Below are 16,631 nucleotides of genomic sequence, written 5' to 3'. Positions count from 1 at the left end.
CAAAGGGGAGAACCGTGACGCACGTGTCCGAGCGCAGCGGCGCAGGAAGCAGCCCGACGGGCGCCGGCGGCGACCGCCAGCCCTGGACGGCCGGCGCCGGCCGCGCGGCGCGCAAACGCTCGGTCTCGTACGCGGACGCCGGTGTGTCGATCGAGGCGGGCGACCGCGCGGTCGAGCTGCTGAAGTCCAAGGTGAAGCAGACCCGGCGGCCGGAGGTCATGGGCGACCTCGGCGGCTTCGCCGGCCTGTTCCGGCTGGACACCAAGAAGTACAAGAACCCGATCCTGGCCTCCTCCACCGACGGCGTGGGCACCAAGCTGGTGATCGCGCAGCAGATGGACATCCACGACACCGTCGGCATCGACCTGGTCGCGATGGTCGTCGACGACCTGGTGGCCTGCGGCGCCGAGCCGCTTTTCCTGCTCGACTACATCGCCACCGGCGAGGTCGTGCCGGACAAGGTCGCCGAGATCGGCGCCGGCATCGCCGACGGCTGCCGGTACGCCGGCTGCGCCCTGCTCGGCGGCGAGACCGCCGAGCACCCGGGCGTGCTGCGCCCCGACGAGTACGACATCTCCGCGACCGGCGTCGGCGTGGTGGAGGAGAGCGAGATCCTCAGCCCGGAGCGGGTCGAGGTGGGCGACGTGGTGATCGCCATGCGCTCCTCGGGCCTGCACTCCAACGGCTACTCGCTGGTGCGGCACGTGCTGCTCGGCGCGGCCCGGATGCGGCTGGACGTGGTGATCGAGGACTTCGGCCGGCAGCGCACCCTCGGCGAGGAACTGCTCACGCCCACCAAGATCTACGCGCAGGACTGCCTCAAGCTGATCGCCGAGGCCGAGGTGCGGGCGCTGGCCCACGTCACCGGCGGCGGCATCCCCGGCAACCTGGTGCGCGTCCTGCCCGAGCACGTCGACGCGGTGGTCAACCGCTCCACCTGGAAGCCGCAGCCGGTCTTCGACCTGATCCAGTCCAAGGGCCGGATCGAGGACCCGGAGATGGAGGCGACCTTCAACATGGGCGTCGGCATGTTCGCGGTCGTCTCCCCCGAGGACGCCGACCGCGCGCTGGCCACCCTGACCGGCCGCGGCGTCGACGCCTGGCAGGCCGGCGAGATCATCGAGGGTTCCGGCAACGTGCAGATGATCGGCCAGCACACCCGCGGGTGATGACGCTCCGTTGATCATCCGGGCACCTGATCAGGGCTTCACCCGAGTGGCCGGCGCCGCCTAGCCTGAAGGGCCTCAGGCGCGGGGGAGGAGGGCCGATGGCTGCTCGGGCACAGTCCGTGACGGGGATGCGGGGCATCGCCCCGGTTCCCTCGTACGTGGTGATGCAGCCGACGACCCTGTGCAACCTCGACTGCGCCTACTGCTACCTGCCGTTCCGGTCGGCCGACCGGCGGATGCCGGTGGCGGTGGCGGAGGCGGTCGCCGCCTCCGTCAACCCGTGGGCGGCGGCGGGACGGTTCTCGGTGGTGTGGCACGGCGGTGAGCCGCTCGCGGCCGGCCGGGAGCACCTGGCCGCACTGATCGCCCCGTTCGGGCCGGAGGTGGAGCACCACGTCCAGACCAACGCCACCCTGATCGACGACGCCTGGTGCGCGTTCTTCGTCGAGCACGGGGTGCGGGTGAGCGTCAGCGTGGACGGCCCCCGGGAGCGCAACGGCGACCGGGTGACCCGGGCCGGCCGGCCGGCGTACGACCGGATCGTGCGCGGCGTGGACGCGCTGCGCCGGCATGGCCTGCCATTCTCGGCGCTGGCCGTGGTGAGCCGGCCCGGTCCGGGCCTCGCCGCCGAGCTGTACGACTACTTCCTCGACCTCGGCTGCGACGTGCTCGGCGTCAACATCGAGGAGACCGAGGGGGTCAACACCCGGGGCAACGCGCACGACGCGGCGACGGTGACCGCGTTCTGGGCGGAACTGGTCGCGGCCTGGCGCCGGGCGCCCCGCATCCACCTGCGGGAGGTGGAGTGGTCGTTGCGCTACGCCGCGGCGGTGCTGGACGGCGCGGCCGACGACCTGCTGCCCCGCCAGCTCGACCCGATCCCCACCATCGGGCACGATGGCTCGGTGACCGTGCTCTCCCCCGAGCTGGCCGGCTTCACCGATCTCCGCTACGGCGACTTCAGCAGCGGCAACGTGCTGGCGACCCCGCTGGCCGAGATCCTGGCCGGCGCGGCGGGCACGCCGTGGGTCGGCGAGTTCCTGACCGGGGTCGAGGCGTGCCGGTCGTCCTGCCCGTACTTCGGCTTCTGCGGTGGCGGCCACGCGGCCAACCGTTACTTCGAGCAGGGGCGGTTCGACGGTACGGAGACCGAGCACTGCCGCAACAGCAAGATCCGCCTACTGGAGGGAGTGTTGGAGCATGCCCGAGACCACCAGTCACCGGCAGCCTGAGCACGTCGGGAGAGGTGTCGCCGATCCGGTCGTGGACCGGGTCCGGCAGGCCGCCCCCGGGCTGACCGCCCTGCTCCACGAGGCCGAGGCCGCGCGTCTGTCACGGGCGGAGGTGTCGGGTTCCGACGGCGCCAGCGCGGTCTGCGCGTGGAATCACTTCGAGAACATCCCGACGTTCTACAACTGGAACAACCGCCCGCGGTGAACATGCCGAGATCAGGGACCCTGCCGGCCGGCCGGAGTCTTCCGGCGGGGTGGGGTCCCTGATCGTCGGACTTGTGGCGCCGCTTGGCCGGGCACATGCGTGAGCACGCGGGGAGTTACCGCGTGCTCAGATGCGACCGGAGGTCAGCGGGTCGGAGGGACCCAGGTGTCCGGGTCGTCGTCCGCGTGATCCTCATCATCGTCGTCGACATACTCTTTGTAGTCGTCGTCGAAGTTGTGCTCAGACTTACCAGCACCCGCCAGTTCGCGCTGCAAGGCGGTGAGGTCGGTGTTCGGGGAGTGGTACTTCAACTCCCGGGCCACCTTCGTCTGCTTGGCCTTAGCACGGCCGCGCCCCATGGCTCGACCCCCTCGCACAGAATGCGGGGCAGCCCGAAGGCGGGCCCCGATGACGTTAGGCATCTCTCGTAGCTCTTACGGTACATGGGGATGCCACCGTTCGGCACCTCGGGTTACCGTCAGCCGGCCCTGCGCGTCGCAGCGATCCGGCCGTCACCGAGTGTACCCGGTAAGGAGCGGATACCGGGCTGGCCGTGACACCGGGCAAATCGTCATGAAGCTCCCCGAATGCAGCTTACTCGGGGTGCCCCGGGGCGTGGGCCGATGCCCGCGCCCCGGGGCCGCCTTCAGCGCAGGCGGATCGTGCGCAGCCGACCCACGTCGGCCATCCGGCGCTCGGCCAGCCGGTCGGCGGCCACCGCCGGCGGCACGCCCTCGTCGTCGGCGAGCCGCAGGATCTCCCGGGTGGTGTCGTAGATCTTCGTGGCGCGCAGCTTGGCCCGGTCGAAGTTGAAGCCCTCGATCTCGTCGGCGACCTGGATGACGCCGCCGGCGTTCACCACGTAGTCGGGGGCGTAGAGGATGCCCCGGTCGGCGAGCAGCTTCTCGATCCCCGGGTGGGCGAGCTGGTTGTTGGCCGCCCCGGTGACCACCTTGGCGCGCAGCGCCGGAACGGTGTCGTCGTTGAGGGCGCCGCCCAGCGCGCACGGGGCGTACACGTCGATGTCGGCGGCCACGAGCGCGGAGGCGTCGTCGACCAGCTCGACCTGCGGGTGGGTGGTGCGCACCCACTCCAGAGCCTTCGGGTTGACGTCGGTCGCCACGACCTCGGCGCCGTCGTCCAGCAGGTGCCCGGTGAGGTACTTGCCGACCTTACCCAGGCCGGCCACGCCGACCCGCCTGCCGGCCAGCGTCGGAGCGCCCCAGACGTGCTCGGCGGCGGCGCGCATGCCCTGGAACACGCCCCAGGCGGTGAGGATCGAGGAGTCGCCGGCGCCGCCGTGCTCCACGCTGCGGCCGGTGACGTACCGGGTCTCCCGGGCGATCATGTCCATGTCGGCGACGTAGGTGCCGACGTCGCAGGCGGTGTAGTAGCGGCCGGCCAGCGACTCGACGAACCGGCCGTACGCGCGCAGCAGCGCCTCGCTCTTGATCTGCTCCGGGTCGCCCCAGATGACCGCCTTGCCGCCGCCCAGGTCCAGCCCGGCGAGGGCGTTCTTGTACGCCATGCCGCGGGACAGGTCGAGCACGTCCGCCAGCGCCGCCTCCTCGCTGACGTACGGGTAGAACCGGGTGCCGCCGAGCGCGGGGCCCAGCGCGGTCGAGTAGATGCCGATGATCGCCTTGAGGCCGGTCTGCTTGTCCTGGCAGAAGACGACCTGTTCGTGACCGGTCGATCCCGGATCGTCGGTGCTCGCGAAAACGCCCATGACTTGCTCCTGTATCGGTGTGCGCCCTTGTGGGACGCGGACCTGGTGGACGCCGGCGGGATGCTGCCGGTCCTGCTGAGCCTAATATCGTTCGACGCCGCACCGTCGTCCACGTCGTGCCTGCCGGCCGGCGCTGACGGCGGTGGGCCCCGTCTCGTGGGAGGATCGCGCCGTGCCGTCGCTCTTCGCTGCTTACCTGCGCGTCTACGAGCCGCTGACCGCCTTCGACCGGGACCGCCAGTCGTACTGGCGGCGCTACGTGCGGGAGGGGCGGGCGGTCGCCCCACTGGAGGGCCCCGGACGGCAGCGCACCTCGGTGATCGAGGCGCTCGGCGCGGGCTGGACCCGACTGCCGGACCTGCCGGACGAGGCGTACGTCCTGGAGGCCGACGATACGCTTCTGGTCTGCCCCTGGAACCTGCGGATCCGGGTGGCCGAGGCCGCGCTCAGCGCGCGGGACGGGGTGCCGTCGGTGCTCGCCGACGCGTTCGTCCCGCCGGTCCTGGCCGGTCAGGCCAAGGCGGTGGTCGACGACTGGCGAAGCGGGGCGCGGGTGCTCGAACACGGGGTCCCGCGGCTGCACGAGCAGATCGCCACCTGGGGCGTGCCGCTGCGTTGGTTCGTGCTCTTCGAGCCGGCGGAGCGGGACCTGGTCACCCACCCGAAGCGGCGGGCGCTGCGCTACCGCACGGAAATCTCCAAGGCCCGCCGCCGGTCGTCCCGGGCCTTGTCGGTGCTGCGCAAGTCTGTCGGGGATGCCCCGATCACCGAGGCGGTCGAGGAGGCCGCCCGCTGGCTGGAGGAGTTCCACCCGCGCTCGGTGGTGGAGCTGGACTACGGCGGCCTGGTGCAACTGCTCGCCGACGAGACGCTGGCCGCGGACGACTCGACGGAGCTGGTCGCCGCCGGCCTGGCCGGGCTCTCCCGGGGCGAGGCGGAGGAGGCGTCGGCGGCGTACGACCGGCTGGTGGCCCGCTGGCGTGCGGTGCAGCTGCTGGAGCGGTGCAACTGAGCACGAATCCGCCCAGTCTTGCTGTCGGATGCGAGACAGCCTCGTAGTCGACGCATCACGAACCGTGATCATGAGTCCGAATAAGGTACTTTCTACCGTGCAAAAGTCAGATAAATCGGGCATGGTTCATCCGTCCGTCTAGGGACCTTCGGCCGTTCGGCCCATGTCGGACATCGGGGACTAGCCGGACCATGGGAGACGCGTCGGCCGGCGGGACCCCGGCCGATGTCTATACATGTGGAGGAGTGACCGATGGCATCGCGAACGCACGAACCAGAGCCGCTACTCACACCGGCCGAGGTGGCGTCGATGTTCCGTGTCGACCCGAAGACGGTGACCCGGTGGGCCAAAGCGGGGAAGCTCAGCGCGATCCGGACTCTGGGCGGCCACCGTCGGTACCGTGAGTCGGAGGTCCGGGCCCTGCTTCAGGGGCAGATCCCGCAGCAGCGTCAGGGAGACTGACCGACCGAAACCAACGAAGCGTTCCGGTTCAGGGGCGGGCGGACGCCGCGACAGCGACGATCCAGCCGCCCCTGAACCATGTCCGGGCCCGGACGCTCACTCCTGGACGGTGACCCGGATCCCGATCGTGCCGCGTTCGCCCCGCCGCAGCCGGCTGCCGAGCAGGCTGAGCCGGCCCAGCAGCCGGTACTTCCGCTTGATCAGGTCGCGTACCCGGTTGCTCTCCTGCGGGGAGCAGAGCACGGCCTGCCCGGGGACCGCCGCGGCGAGCGGCCGGCCACGCACGTCGCAGGGGGCCACGGTCACCGTACCGTCGCGTCGGATCCGTTTCACCTTGCCGGAGTCCGCCGCCGTCCAGACCGCCAGCGTGTCGCCGTCGCGCACCGCCCAGACCGGGGTCGGCACCGCCCGACCGTCCCTGCGAAACGTCGTCAGCAGGACGTACTTCTCCGCCGCCAGGCGGTCCAGGTCGGTCACGCCGCCCAGGATACGGCCGCGACAGGTCCCGGCCGCGCGGATAGCGTGAACCCCGTGACCGGGGAACCGAAGATCGGCGACGTGTTCGGCGAGATGCTGCGCGACGCGTACGCCGTGCACACCGGGGTCGGCCCCCGGCCGCTGGTGGGCGGGCGGCTGCCCCGACCGGTCATCGAGATCATCGAGCGGGACGACGGGCTGATCAACGGGGCGCCCACCGCGCACTACCTCGACGGTCCGCAGGACTGGCAGCCGTACGACCACCGCGCCGTGGACCGGGCCCGGGGCGCGACGCTCGACGTCGGTGTCGGGGGCGGGCGGATCGCGCTGCTGCTCCAGGAGCGCGGGGTGCCGGTGACCGGGTTGGACACCTCGATCGGCGCGCTGCGGGTGTGCCGGCACCGGGGGGTGCGGGACCTCGTCCTCGGCACGGTCGACGAGCACGTCGCCGACGGCCGGCGGTACGACACGTTCCTGCTGCTCGGCAACAACCTGGGCCTGATCGAGGGGCGACACCGGGCGGCGGCCTTCCTCGCCGCGCTCGCCGCGATGGCAGCTCCCGGGGCGCAGGTCATCGCGCACGGCACCGACCCGTACGGCACGACGGACCCGGTGCACACCGGCTACCACGAGCTCAACCGGCGGCGGGGCCGGCTCGGCGGCCAACTGCGGCTGCGGCTGCGCTACCGCGAACTGGGCACCGACTGGTTCGACTACCTCGTCTGCTCCGCCGAGGAGCTGGCCGAGCTGGTCCGGGACACCGCATGGCGGCTGACCGACGTGGACGACCGGGACGCCCCGTACTACCTGGCCACCCTGCGGCTGGCGGGCTGAGCGCGCCGCCGGGGCCCCGGACCGGGGCCCCGGACCGGGGGCCCCGGCGCGGGCCTAGACCTGCACGGTCGGGGGCAGCTGCTCCGGCGGGAGCCCGCCGTCGCCGTCGACCACCTCGTCCGGGGTGCCGTCCTCGTCCATGTCGACCATCGTGATGTCGACCTTGCCGTCACCGTCGGTGTCGAACTGGAACAGGTCGGCCTTGCCGTCGCCGTCGGTGTCCACCACCCACACGTCGGTCTTCCCGTCGTTGTTGGTGTCGGCGCGGAGCAGGTCGACGCGCTCGTCGCCGCGCGCCTCCACGGTCTCCCCGCCCTCGGTGGTGCCGGTGCCGTCCACGGTCTCCGGTGCCTGGCTCATGTCCTACGTCCTTCCCTTGACGTTGCGGGCCGTCTGTACCCGGTCCGGCCATCCCCCACGCATGCCGCCCGGGGCGCTGCTGCATAGGGTCGCACCCAGTAGCGAGCGGCACGGCGCGACGGAGAACCCGTACGTCGCCGCGCGCAGCGAGGGAGCGTCATGAGTGGTCGTTTTGTCGTCGTCGGTGCCGGCACGATGGGGCTCGGGATCGTCTACGTCGCCGCCGGGGCGGGACACGCCGTCGAACTGGTCGAGGTGGACCGGGGCCGGTCGGAGGCCGCGGCCGCGCGCCTCGGTGAACTGTGGGACCGGGCGGTGCAACGCGGGAAGCTCCGCGCCGACGAGGCCGCCGGGCACCGGGAACGGGTGACCCTGCGCGCGGCGCTGGGCGAGGTGGCGCCGGAGCCGGACGTGGTCGTGGAGGCGGTGCCCGAGCGGCTCGACCTCAAGCGCGCGGTGCTGCGCGAGGCCGAGGGGCTACGGCCGGTGCTGCTGGGCAGCAACACCTCCAGCATCCCGATCGCCGAGCTGGCCGAGCCGCTGGCCCGGCCGGAACGCTTCCTCGGGCTGCACTTCTTCAACCCGGTCTGGGCGATGCCCCTGCTGGAGATCGTGGTGGGCCCGGCGACCGCCGGGGAGACCACCGACGCGGCCGTCGCGCTCGCCGGCCGGCTGGGCAAGGACCCCGTCGTCGTACGCGACATGCCCGGCTTCGCCACCTCCCGGCTCGGGGTCACCCTCGGCCTGGAGGCGATTCGGATGGTCGCCGACGAGGTGGCCCGCCCCGCCGACATCGACAAGGCGATGGTGCTCGGCTACCGGCACCCGGTCGGCCCGCTGGAACTCACCGACCTGGTCGGGCTGGACGTCCGGCTCGACATCGCGCGCACCCTCCAGGCAGCCTACGGTGACCGTTTCGCGCCACCGCCGCTGCTGGTGGAGATGGTCGCCGCCGGGAAGCTCGGCAAGAAGTCCGGCCAGGGCTTCTACCGCTGGGTGGACGGCCGCAGGGCCGACGACGTCGCCGCATCGGCGGCCGGCGGGGACGGGGCGACGCGATGAGCGGGCTGCGGATCGAGGAGCTGCCCGACCGGCTGGTGGTGACACTGGACCGGCCGGAGAAGCGCAACGCGATCGACGCCGACCTGATCGGCGAGTTGCACGCGGTCTGCGCCGAGCTGGAGGCCCGCCCCCGGCTGCTGCTGCTCACCGGCGGCGCGGAGGGCATCTTCGCCGGCGGGGCGGACATCGGCCAGTTGCGTGAGCGCGGCCGGCTGGACGCCCTCGCCGCGATCAACCAGGCGGCCTTCGCCCGGATCCGGGCCCTGCCGATGCCCAGCGTGGCCGCCGTGGACGGGCCGGCGCTGGGCGGCGGCGCCGAACTGGCGTACGCGTGCGACCTGCGGGTGTGCACGGCCCGGGCGGTCTTCGGCCAGCCCGAGGTGCGGTTGGGCATCCTGGCCGGCGCCGGTGCGACCTACCGGCTCCCCGCGCTGGTCGGCGAGGCCCGAGCCAAGGAGCTGCTCTTCACCGGCCGGCGGGTGGACGCCGAGGAGGCGCTGCGGATCGGCCTGGTCAACCGGGTGGTGGCCGAGCCCGCTGAGCTGCTGCCCACCGCGCACGAGCTGATCGACGAGATGGCGAAGGGCTCGGCGCTGGCACTGCGGCTGACCAAGCTGGCCGTGGACGCGCCGCCGGCCGCCCACCCGCACCTCGACCTGGTCAGCCAGGCGGTGCTCTTCGAGGACGAGGAGAAGCAGCGGCGGATGACCGAGTTCCTGGAGCGCCGCCGCTCCCGCTGACCCACCCCGTACGCGCGACGGCCGCACCGGATGCCCCGGTGCGGCCGTCGTCGCCCGTGCTCAGTGGCGGATCGACACGCCCGCGTCGTCCAGCGCCCGGATCAGTCCGGCGGACTCGGCGAAGCCGATGATCAGCACCGCCTCCGGACCGTAGCTCTTGATCTCCTTCGCGGTGCCGCTGAAGTCCACCGCGTCCGCCGCGGCGTCCGCCGGCGGCTCATAGGTGAACAGCTTCACCCGGTCGCCGCCGAAGCCGGCCCTCTCCAGCTCGGCGCGGACGGTCTCCTGCAGGCCCTCACCGTAGGAGTCCTTGCGGGCCACCAAGACGATCTTGTGCGGCCCGTCCCGCAGCATCACGTCGGCCAGCGCCCGGCCCTGGAGACTGTCCGGCGGGGCGGTCCGGAAGTAGAGGCCCTGGTCGTCGACCTTGCTCAGCCCGGAGTCGGTGTTGGACGGGGAGAACAGGATCCGCCCAGCGGCGACCACGTCCGGCAGCACGGCCCTGGAGATGCCCGAGGCGCCGGCGCCGATGATGACCTGCACGTTCTTGCCGATGTGCGAGGCGACCGTGGCCTTGGCGACCGCCGGGTTGGTGCCGTCGTCGCCGTCGATCCAGACCATCGACTCACCGAGCACGCCGCCCGCGGCGTTGATCTCCCTGACCGCCAGCGCCGCGCCCGCCCCTTGCGGCGGATAGGCCAGGGACAGGTCACCGGTCTTCGGCAGCAGGCCGCCGAGGATCAGCGGGGAGCCGTCGCTGCGGTCGTTCTTGCCGCCGCGCTGCTTCTTCGGCTTCGGCGGGGCCTTGGTGCTCGCCCCGGCCTCGGTTCCGGCGCCGACGAACTCGGTCTTCGCGTCGTTGATCTTCTGGGCGTCGAAGTGCAGCGTCGCGTAGCTGGCCGTGGCCGGCTCGCCCGCGTCGGTGAACCCGGCGCGGGTCAGTGACGGCCCGCGATACTCCACGTCCTGCCCGGCGCGGGCCAGCGCCAGGCAGGTCCTGGCGTCCGAGCAGCGCTGACCGTTGGTGGTCACCCCGACGATCTGCTTGGCGATGTCCGCCGGGTCGGTGCTGCCGGCGAGCTGCGCCGCCAACGCGCTGATCATCACCGCGTCGTACGACTCGGCGGCGTAGAGGAAGTCGGCCAGCGTGGGGTCGACCGCCCGCAGTCGCTCCTTGAAGTCGTCCGTCAGCGGCGTCAGGGGGGTGGTGCCCTTCATGCCGTCGACCAGGTCGGCGCGCTCCTTCAGCTCGGTGGGGAAGGAGTTGAACATGTTGCCGTCGGTGCCGTACAGACGCACCTGTGAGGTGGCCGTCTCGTCGGGCTTGTCGGTCGTCCCGCAGGCGCTGATGACGAGCAGGAACGCCGCACCGGCCGCCAGGATGGCAGCGCGCGGGCCGCGTGTTACGAGCATGGTCGTCCTCACCTTTGGGAAGTTCCGCTGGGCACCATAGCGCGCCGGGGCGGCGGGTGGGAGCGTGGAGCCCGCCGGCAGCGGTCGGCCATCCGTCACCAGTACGCTCCGTCACCACCACGGTGTCCCGGGTCACTGCTTGACCTCCCGTCCTACTGTGCGGCAGGTGACCGAAGTACCTGACCAGACGCTCGACGACGCGACCGCCGTGCTCCGTTCGGCGCTGGCCGGGGACGGTGACGCGGTGGTGGGCACCTTCGACGCCGTGGTCGACCGGTCCGGACTCGCCGGGGCGTACGGGGTGGCCTGGTGCCTCGCCGCCACCATGGTCGGCGACCCGCCGCCGCCCGGCGCCTGCGCGCTGGACTTTCCCGGGATCGACGAGGCCGGTTACGACACCCGCTGGGTGGCCCGCTTCGTCAGCGCGTACGCCAACCACGACGCGGACACCGGCGAGGCGCTGTTCGGGGCGGCGGCCGCCGACGGTCTGCTGCCGGACTGTCTGCTCACCCTCGCCGGCTCGACCGTGGCCACCCTGCGCAGTCGGGCCGGGTGACGGCGCGGCGCCCGCCCCCTGCGTTGCGGGCAGGGGTGCCGAGCGTGGTGATGCTGCCGGTCGTTCCGTCCGCAGTGGACCATCCCAGCGGTGTGATAGCTCTGGTGACATGTCCGAGGCAATGCTGAGCAAGGTGCGCAAGTTGCTGGCCAAGGCCGAGGATCCGGCCTGTACGCCCGCCGAGTCCGCGGCCTTCACCGCCAAGGCCACCGAGCTGATCGCCCGCTACGGCGTCGACCGGGCGCTGCTGGCCGCCCGCGACCCGGCCACCGACCCGGTCGGCGACCGGGTGGTCGACGTCCTCGCCCCGTACGCGCGGGACAAGGCGGGGCTGCTCGCGGCCGTCGCCGACCCGCTGCGCTGCCGCAGCGTACGCCGGGCGCGCGGCGACGGCTTCGCCCTGCACCTGTTCGGCTTCGCCAGCGACCTGGAGCGGGTCGACCTGCTCTTCACCTCGCTGCTGGTGCAGGCCGCGCACGGACTGTCCGGGACGGCCGTACCGGCCGGTGAGCACCCGGCCGCGTTCCGCCGCTCCTGGCTGGCCGGCTTCGCCCGGATGGTCGGGGAGCGGCTGCGGGAGGCCGAGGCGGGCGCGGCGGCCGAACGGGACGTCCCGTCGGTCGCGCTGGTCCTCGCCGACCGCTCGGACCAGGTGGCGCGCCGGGTGACCGAGGTCTACCCGCGGCTGCGCACCGCGCCGCTCCGCCGGTTGGCCGGGACGGGCTTCGGCGCCGGGGCCGAGGCGGGCCGTCGGGCGGACCTCGGCGGTCGCGGAGTGGTCGACGGCGCGGGCGGCCGGGGGATCGCGCGGTGAGTCGCGCCGGGCACGTCCCGGCCGCAGTGCGGGTGGGTCAGGCCGGCTCGGCGCGGGTGGGTCAGGTCGGCTCGGCTGGGGTGGCTCAGCCGGGCTCGACGTCGTGCCGGGAGAGCGTGACGAGGTAGCGGCTGAGCAACTCGTGCCAGCCGGCGGTGAGCGCCTCCCGGTAGCCCTCGGCGGCCTCGCCGTGCCGGTCGAAGTGCCGGTGCTCCACCTGGATCCGGGTCTGCCCCGACCCGTCGGGCAGCAACCGGACCTCCACCTCGCTGGCCTGTGCCGGATCCGGCACCGGCACCCGGTCCGGGCCGATCTGCCAGGTGAAGACGAGCCGCTTCGGCGGATCCCAGGTGAGCACCCGGCCCCAGTCGCTCCGGAAGCCGTACGGGCCGATCTCGTAGAGCATGCCGCCGGCCCTCGGCTCGATCCCCAGCTCGGCCAGCGCCTCCGGCCCTGACCAGGTGTATTCGCGGACCCACCAGTCGGCCAGCGCCCCGGTGAACACCGCGAACGCCTGCTCTGCCGTGGCTGGGGCGAGGAGGGTGCTGCGGAGTGCGTACCGCTCGACGTCCTGCCGGACGTCCGCCATCTCCTGTCCCATAGGCCCGGACCATACCGGCTGATGCCCCGCTGTGCAGCTTCGCGCAGCGCCCCTTTTCCGACAGTGGTATGCGACCGACGGTGTCGATCCGGCCACGGATGGCCATCGGCAAACCGGGTATCCGCCGCTGATGCGGCCCGATGGCCGGGCCTCGGGTGAGGGAGTGGGGAGCATGAGCGAGAGCGGGACGGCGGCGCGCGGACCGGACCGGACCGGGCAGCAGGGCGGGCGGGTCCGCCAGCAGGCCGGCCAGCAGGCCAGCCAACAGGGCGGCGCGGCGGCCGACCGGATGGCCGGCGAAGGCCCGGGCGGGAAGTCTGCCGGCTCCCGGTCCGAGGGCCCGTCAGGTGGGCCGGCCGCCGGCCGGCCAGTGGCAGCCGCGCCGGAGCGGCCCGCCGGGCCGCGTCCGGAGTCCCCGGCCGGTCCGTTGCCGGCGGGCTCCCCTCAGGAGCCGCCGCTGAGCTTGCGGCCGTCCGGACCGGCGGGTGCCGAGGGCGGGCCGGATCGTGCCCAGGGCGGTGCGGATCGCGCTCAGGGCGGGGCCGGCGAGTCCGGCGACGCTGCCGGGAGGCCGGCGGATGACGCGGCGCAGGGCGGTGGACCGGCCCAGGGCGGAGGCGGGCGGCAGCAGGGCGGGGCCGCGCAGGCGTCCCAGTTCGCCGGGCAGGCGGGCGAGACGCTGAAGCAGGCCGGCCGGAGCGTCTGGGAGGCGATCCAGGGCGGCATGGCGCAGCGCCGCCAGGGGCAGCAGCGCCGGGATCGCTGACGCGAGGGCCGACCCGGTCAGCGGGCGGGTGATGGTCCACTCCAGGTGGGCGAGGTGGCGGTGTCCGAGAGCACGGGACACCGCTGGAAGTCCGCGTACTCAACCGCACCGCTCGCCGGGTGGGGCGGGTGTGTTCCCGTGCGGGGTCAGCCGAGCCAGCGGCCGTCGCGCATGAGGTCGCGTCCCCGCAGCTCGTTCGCCTCACGCCAGGCCTGGATGCGCCGTGGCCGGATCAGGAAGTACTGGTAGGGCTCGTCGAGCTCGCGCGGGTTGAAACCGGTCTTGCTCGCGAACGCGTCGCCCGTCTCAGGGGCGAGGTCGGCGATGTCCACCGGCTCGGCGGTGCCGTCGACGACGACGACGTCGCGGGTCGGCCCGAGGCTGAGTCGCACCCGGCCGTCCGCCAGCAGGTTGCGGCCGGTGACCGAGGCGCGCGGCGTCGAGATGAGGAACGCGGTCCCGTCCCAGAGGTACGAGAGCGGGATGAGGTGGACGCCGCCCGGGGAGCCCGACGTCGCGACCCAGAGATCGACATCGCTCTCCAGTTTCGCGCGGGTGTCCCGCAGCCTATCCTCAAGTCCACGCGGCGGCGCGCCCGTCATGCTTCCTCCAGTTACTTCGTGCAGAGCCCTTCCTTCAGGGGGCGGGCTCCGTCGGTCATCGGTCGGTTCACCCGGGCCGCGGCGGGCGCATCAGCTCGGCACCCGGCACCGCCCCGAGCCCGGCGGCTGTCTCGTGCTCGGCGACCAGGCAGGGCAGGCGGCAGTGACACATCAGGGCGTGGGTGCCGGCGATGGGGCCTCCCATGCAAACCCGTCCGGGTCGGTGAAGGGCCCGGCATCGCCACCGATCATGAGCCGGTGCGATCCGGTGCCGTCGGGAGAGACGCCGGCGTCCTTGGCAAGGGCACGGCGCCTGTACAGCGCCAGCTTGACGGGACTCGACCCAGCAGCGAACTCGACGTACACGCGGCCGAAGCTCTTCGCCACGGCAAGGCCCTGGTCGACGTAGAACCGCTTGCTCGCGGCCACGTCCATGACTCCCAGCAGGAGCACGATCTCGTCGACCCGCCGGGTGGCCGGGCCGGTGTCCTTCTTCGCCGAGGTCGCGACCTTCCAGATCGTCCCGTCCGGGGCTTGTACGACACCGCCGTAGCCCCAGAGCGACTTCGTGGCAGGCTTCAGCGGCGTGGCACCGGCGCCGAGGGCGGCGCCGATGAGGTCGTTGACGGTGGCCGGCTGGGACACCGTGAGCGCCAGCGTGAACCCACGGAAGCCGGTTGTGGGTGCCTCCGAGGCCCGCAGACGTATCTGCGTGTCCAAACCGAAGGCGGCGGTGTAGAAGCGGTTGGCGGCCGTGGGGTCGGCCACGTCGAGGGTGACGGATTCGATGGATGCCATGGCCATCACGCTAGGTGCGGCTCGGTGACCAGCGCTTCTTGATTCCTGACCGGTCTTGTCACCTGTTTCGCCACACACGGCGGCATCCCCGCCGCAGCGCCCGTCGCGCGGCGCCGGTAGGCGCTGGGCGGCATGCCGACCAGCTCGGTGAAGCGGGTGCTGAAGGTGCCCAGCGATGAGCAGCCGACCGCGAAGCAGACCTCGGTGACGCTGAGGTCGCCACGACGCAGCAGCGCCGTCGCGCGCTCGATGCGACGCGTCATCAGGTACGCGTACGGCGACTCGCCGTAGGCCAGCCGGAACTGGCGGCTGAGGTGCCCGGCGGACATGTTCACGCCGCGGGCGAGCGCCTCGACGTTCAGCGGCTGCGCGTACTCCCGGTCGATCCGGTCGCGGACGCGGCGCAGTCGCGCGAGGTCGCTCCGGCGCTGCGCCGCGGCGAGCGCGCGCCCCCATGAGGGGTGACACATGAGAGAACTCCTTTTCATCGATGCCCGCGAGCGCCTCGGGCGCATGCCGAGGGGGTGGTCGAGGACAGCGGCCTGGAAGCGCTGGCCGCCGTGTTCTTCGCAGGTGGTCGCGACGCCGGTCATGATGGCCGAATCGATGACCGGACGGCTCAGCGAAGCTCCTGGATGCGGATCAGGTTGCCCGCGGGATCGCGGAAGGCGCAGTCGCGGATGCCGTACGGCTGCTCGGTCGGCTCCTGGACGACCTCGGCGTCGCCGGCCTGCACCTTCTCGAAAGTGCCGTCGAGGTCCCGGGTGGCCAGCAGGATCCAGCCGTAGGTGCCCTTGGCCATCATCTCGGCGATGGTGCGGCGCTCGTCCTCGGTGACCCCAGGGTCGGCGGCCGGCGGCGCCAGGAGGATGGACGTGCCGGGCTGGCCGACGGGGCCGACCGTGATCCAGCGCATCTTGCCCTGTCCGACGTCGCTGCGGACCTCGAAGCCGAGGGTGTCGCGGTAGAAGGCCAGGGACGCGTCCGGGTCGTCATGCGGGAGGAAGCTCGTGTGAATGGTGATGTCCATGACGATCAGGCTAGGTGCGGCTCCGTGACCCGCGCTTCTCGATTCCTGATCGATCTGGCCACCCGTTTCGCCACACGGTCGCATCCCCGCCGTCCCGCGCACCGCCTGGCGCCGCGTCGCCCAGGATCTCCTCAACCATCTCCCAGGTGATCACAAGCCGGGACAGCGCCTCCTCCTCAGCCACCAGTCGCCGGTTCAGCTCCGCGTTCTGCCCCGGGTGCGCTCCACCCGATCCCGGGCCGTAGCGGCCAAGAGCGGTCTCGTCGGAGGCCGCCGTGCGACCGGTCATGCGTTTGGCTCCGCATCGTGATGTGCCGGGGTAGTCGTGCGGCGTCGAGTTCGGTGAGATCGTCGTGCCAGACGAAGCCATTGCCATGCCGGCGACGCCCGCCCAGGCCGTCCAGCAGCTACGCGCCGCTACCCGGATCGCCATTGGTCGCGTCGTGGGTGAGGACCAGGTCCCCGAGGATCCCCGCCGGTACCGGCCACACGTGAGCGTCGCCTACCTGACGGCAGACGGGCCGGCGGAGTCTGACATCCGGGCCGTCGAGGCCATCGAGCCCGAGTCTGCCGCCGTTCGGATCAGCCACGTCGACCTGATCGAGATGCACCGCGACCGGCGAGTGTACGAGTGGTCCGTGGTGGCCCGGCTACCGCTCTAGGAGTCGCTGGCTGAGCGAACTGCCGAATTAGCCTCTTAAGAGGATCAAGGCGGCGCCGGCCCGGCCCCGGCCTGCTGGCGCCTGGTCCAAGTCGGCGGCCAGTGGCG

Annotated in this window: 22 protein-coding genes; 12 read left to right on the top strand and 10 right to left on the bottom strand. The window is 72.5% G+C overall.

The features are described from left to right. The first annotated feature begins 14 nt into the window (after window positions 1-14). The 3 genes from purM (at window position 15) to amcA (ending at window position 2,606) form a co-directional block, all read left to right on the top strand. Window positions 15-1,169 carry a phosphoribosylformylglycinamidine cyclo-ligase gene (gene purM, locus ABZ807_RS25555; protein ID WP_357162897.1) on the top strand — a complete coding sequence of 385 codons (1,155 nt, stop codon included), beginning with the start codon at window positions 15-17 and terminating at the stop codon, window positions 1,167-1,169. 128 nt (window positions 1,170-1,297) lie between these two features. Continuing rightward, window positions 1,298-2,401: a cyclophane-forming radical SAM peptide maturase AmcB gene (amcB, locus tag ABZ807_RS25550; protein WP_357162961.1), complete on the top strand. Its 1,104-nt coding sequence runs from the start codon at window positions 1,298-1,300 to the stop codon at window positions 2,399-2,401. After that, window positions 2,370-2,606 (top strand): multiple cyclophane-containing RiPP AmcA, encoded by a 237-nt coding sequence (gene amcA, locus ABZ807_RS25545; RefSeq protein ID WP_357162894.1) that lies wholly within the window; start codon window positions 2,370-2,372, stop codon window positions 2,604-2,606. The genes amcB and amcA overlap by 32 nt, the downstream gene beginning before the upstream one ends. Window positions 2,607-2,749: 143 nt before the next feature. Here amcA and ABZ807_RS25540 read toward each other — a convergent pair whose 3' ends face one another. Beyond that, entirely contained in the window at window positions 2,750-2,965 is a 216-nt protein-coding gene (locus ABZ807_RS25540) for a DUF3073 domain-containing protein (protein WP_088976875.1), read from the bottom strand. A 287-nt stretch (window positions 2,966-3,252) separates the two neighbouring features. Beyond that, the gene (locus ABZ807_RS25535; protein ID WP_357162891.1) at window positions 3,253-4,335 is read right to left on the bottom strand and encodes a Glu/Leu/Phe/Val dehydrogenase; all 1,083 of its coding nucleotides are present in this window, start codon (window positions 4,333-4,335) and stop codon (window positions 3,253-3,255) included. 172 nt (window positions 4,336-4,507) lie between these two features. Here ABZ807_RS25535 and ABZ807_RS25530 point away from each other — a divergent pair, with 172 nt between their 5' ends. Both ABZ807_RS25530 and ABZ807_RS25525 read left to right on the top strand, forming a co-directional pair. Beyond that, a complete protein-coding gene (locus ABZ807_RS25530) occupies window positions 4,508-5,347 on the top strand; it encodes a hypothetical protein (protein WP_357162888.1) in 840 nt (279 codons plus the stop codon). 252 nt (window positions 5,348-5,599) lie between these two features. Beyond that, window positions 5,600-5,809, top strand: coding sequence for a BldC family transcriptional regulator (locus ABZ807_RS25525; protein WP_007073996.1), 210 nt, complete (start codon window positions 5,600-5,602; stop codon window positions 5,807-5,809). Window positions 5,810-5,905: 96 nt separating this feature from the next. Here the strand turns inward: ABZ807_RS25525 and ABZ807_RS25520 are convergent, their stop codons facing one another. Further along, entirely contained in the window at window positions 5,906-6,286 is a 381-nt protein-coding gene (locus ABZ807_RS25520) for a PPOX class F420-dependent oxidoreductase (protein ID WP_357162885.1), read from the bottom strand. 54 nt (window positions 6,287-6,340) lie between these two features. Between ABZ807_RS25520 and ABZ807_RS25515 the strand changes: the two genes are divergently transcribed. Next, window positions 6,341-7,120 (top strand): methyltransferase domain-containing protein, encoded by a 780-nt coding sequence (locus ABZ807_RS25515; protein ID WP_357162882.1) that lies wholly within the window; start codon window positions 6,341-6,343, stop codon window positions 7,118-7,120. Window positions 7,121-7,174: 54 nt separating this feature from the next. On the opposite strand, the gene ABZ807_RS25510 is transcribed toward ABZ807_RS25515, so the two are convergent. Further along, complete coding sequence (locus ABZ807_RS25510) at window positions 7,175-7,480, bottom strand: hypothetical protein (protein WP_357162879.1); 306 nt, start codon at window positions 7,478-7,480, stop codon at window positions 7,175-7,177. 159 nt (window positions 7,481-7,639) lie between these two features. On the opposite strand from ABZ807_RS25510, the gene ABZ807_RS25505 reads away from it, so the two are divergent. Both ABZ807_RS25505 and ABZ807_RS25500 read left to right on the top strand, forming a co-directional pair. Then, window positions 7,640-8,542, top strand: a complete 903-nt coding sequence (locus ABZ807_RS25505; protein ID WP_357162876.1) for a 3-hydroxyacyl-CoA dehydrogenase family protein — start codon at window positions 7,640-7,642, stop codon at window positions 8,540-8,542. Continuing rightward, entirely contained in the window at window positions 8,539-9,282 is a 744-nt protein-coding gene (locus ABZ807_RS25500) for an enoyl-CoA hydratase/isomerase family protein (RefSeq protein WP_357162873.1), read from the top strand. Before ABZ807_RS25505 ends, ABZ807_RS25500 begins: the two co-directional genes overlap by 4 nt. A 60-nt stretch (window positions 9,283-9,342) precedes the next feature. Here the strand turns inward: ABZ807_RS25500 and ABZ807_RS25495 are convergent, their stop codons facing one another. Continuing rightward, window positions 9,343-10,695: an ABC transporter substrate-binding protein gene (locus ABZ807_RS25495; RefSeq protein WP_357162869.1), complete on the bottom strand. Its 1,353-nt coding sequence runs from the start codon at window positions 10,693-10,695 to the stop codon at window positions 9,343-9,345. A gap of 166 nt (window positions 10,696-10,861) precedes the next feature. Here ABZ807_RS25495 and ABZ807_RS25490 point away from each other — a divergent pair, with 166 nt between their 5' ends. Together ABZ807_RS25490 and ABZ807_RS25485 are read left to right on the top strand one after the other, a co-directional pair. Further along, entirely contained in the window at window positions 10,862-11,251 is a 390-nt protein-coding gene (locus ABZ807_RS25490; protein WP_154940641.1) for a hypothetical protein, read from the top strand. Between the two features lie 109 nt (window positions 11,252-11,360). Beyond that, a complete protein-coding gene (locus tag ABZ807_RS25485) occupies window positions 11,361-12,065 on the top strand; it encodes a DUF2786 domain-containing protein (RefSeq protein ID WP_357162865.1) in 705 nt (234 codons plus the stop codon). Between the two features lie 85 nt (window positions 12,066-12,150). Here ABZ807_RS25485 and ABZ807_RS25480 read toward each other — a convergent pair whose 3' ends face one another. Then, complete coding sequence (locus ABZ807_RS25480; RefSeq protein WP_357162862.1) at window positions 12,151-12,666, bottom strand: SRPBCC family protein; 516 nt, start codon at window positions 12,664-12,666, stop codon at window positions 12,151-12,153. A gap of 172 nt (window positions 12,667-12,838) precedes the next feature. Here ABZ807_RS25480 and ABZ807_RS25475 point away from each other — a divergent pair, with 172 nt between their 5' ends. Further along, window positions 12,839-13,432 carry a hypothetical protein gene (locus ABZ807_RS25475; protein WP_357162859.1) on the top strand — a complete coding sequence of 198 codons (594 nt, stop codon included), beginning with the start codon at window positions 12,839-12,841 and terminating at the stop codon, window positions 13,430-13,432. Window positions 13,433-13,578: 146 nt separating this feature from the next. On the opposite strand, the gene ABZ807_RS25470 is transcribed toward ABZ807_RS25475, so the two are convergent. From ABZ807_RS25470 to ABZ807_RS25455, 4 genes are all read right to left on the bottom strand, one after another. After that, entirely contained in the window at window positions 13,579-14,034 is a 456-nt protein-coding gene (locus ABZ807_RS25470; RefSeq protein ID WP_357162856.1) for a pyridoxamine 5'-phosphate oxidase family protein, read from the bottom strand. Window positions 14,035-14,205: 171 nt separating this feature from the next. Beyond that, window positions 14,206-14,832: a glyoxalase gene (locus ABZ807_RS25465; protein WP_357162853.1), complete on the bottom strand. Its 627-nt coding sequence runs from the start codon at window positions 14,830-14,832 to the stop codon at window positions 14,206-14,208. Window positions 14,833-14,837: 5 nt separating this feature from the next. Beyond that, window positions 14,838-15,302, bottom strand: a complete 465-nt coding sequence (locus tag ABZ807_RS25460) for an AraC family transcriptional regulator (protein WP_357162849.1) — start codon at window positions 15,300-15,302, stop codon at window positions 14,838-14,840. Window positions 15,303-15,451: 149 nt separating this feature from the next. Then, window positions 15,452-15,862: a VOC family protein gene (locus ABZ807_RS25455; RefSeq protein ID WP_357162846.1), complete on the bottom strand. Its 411-nt coding sequence runs from the start codon at window positions 15,860-15,862 to the stop codon at window positions 15,452-15,454. Between the two features lie 353 nt (window positions 15,863-16,215). Here ABZ807_RS25455 and ABZ807_RS25450 point away from each other — a divergent pair, with 353 nt between their 5' ends. Then, a complete protein-coding gene (locus tag ABZ807_RS25450) occupies window positions 16,216-16,524 on the top strand; it encodes a 2'-5' RNA ligase family protein (RefSeq protein WP_357162843.1) in 309 nt (102 codons plus the stop codon). Window positions 16,525-16,631 lie beyond the last annotated feature (107 nt).

The sequence above is a fragment of the Micromonospora sp. NPDC047548 genome (assembly GCF_040642975.1).
Taxonomy (GTDB): domain Bacteria; phylum Actinomycetota; class Actinomycetes; order Mycobacteriales; family Micromonosporaceae; genus Micromonospora.
This window is presented reverse-complemented; position numbering and strand designations above follow the sequence as displayed.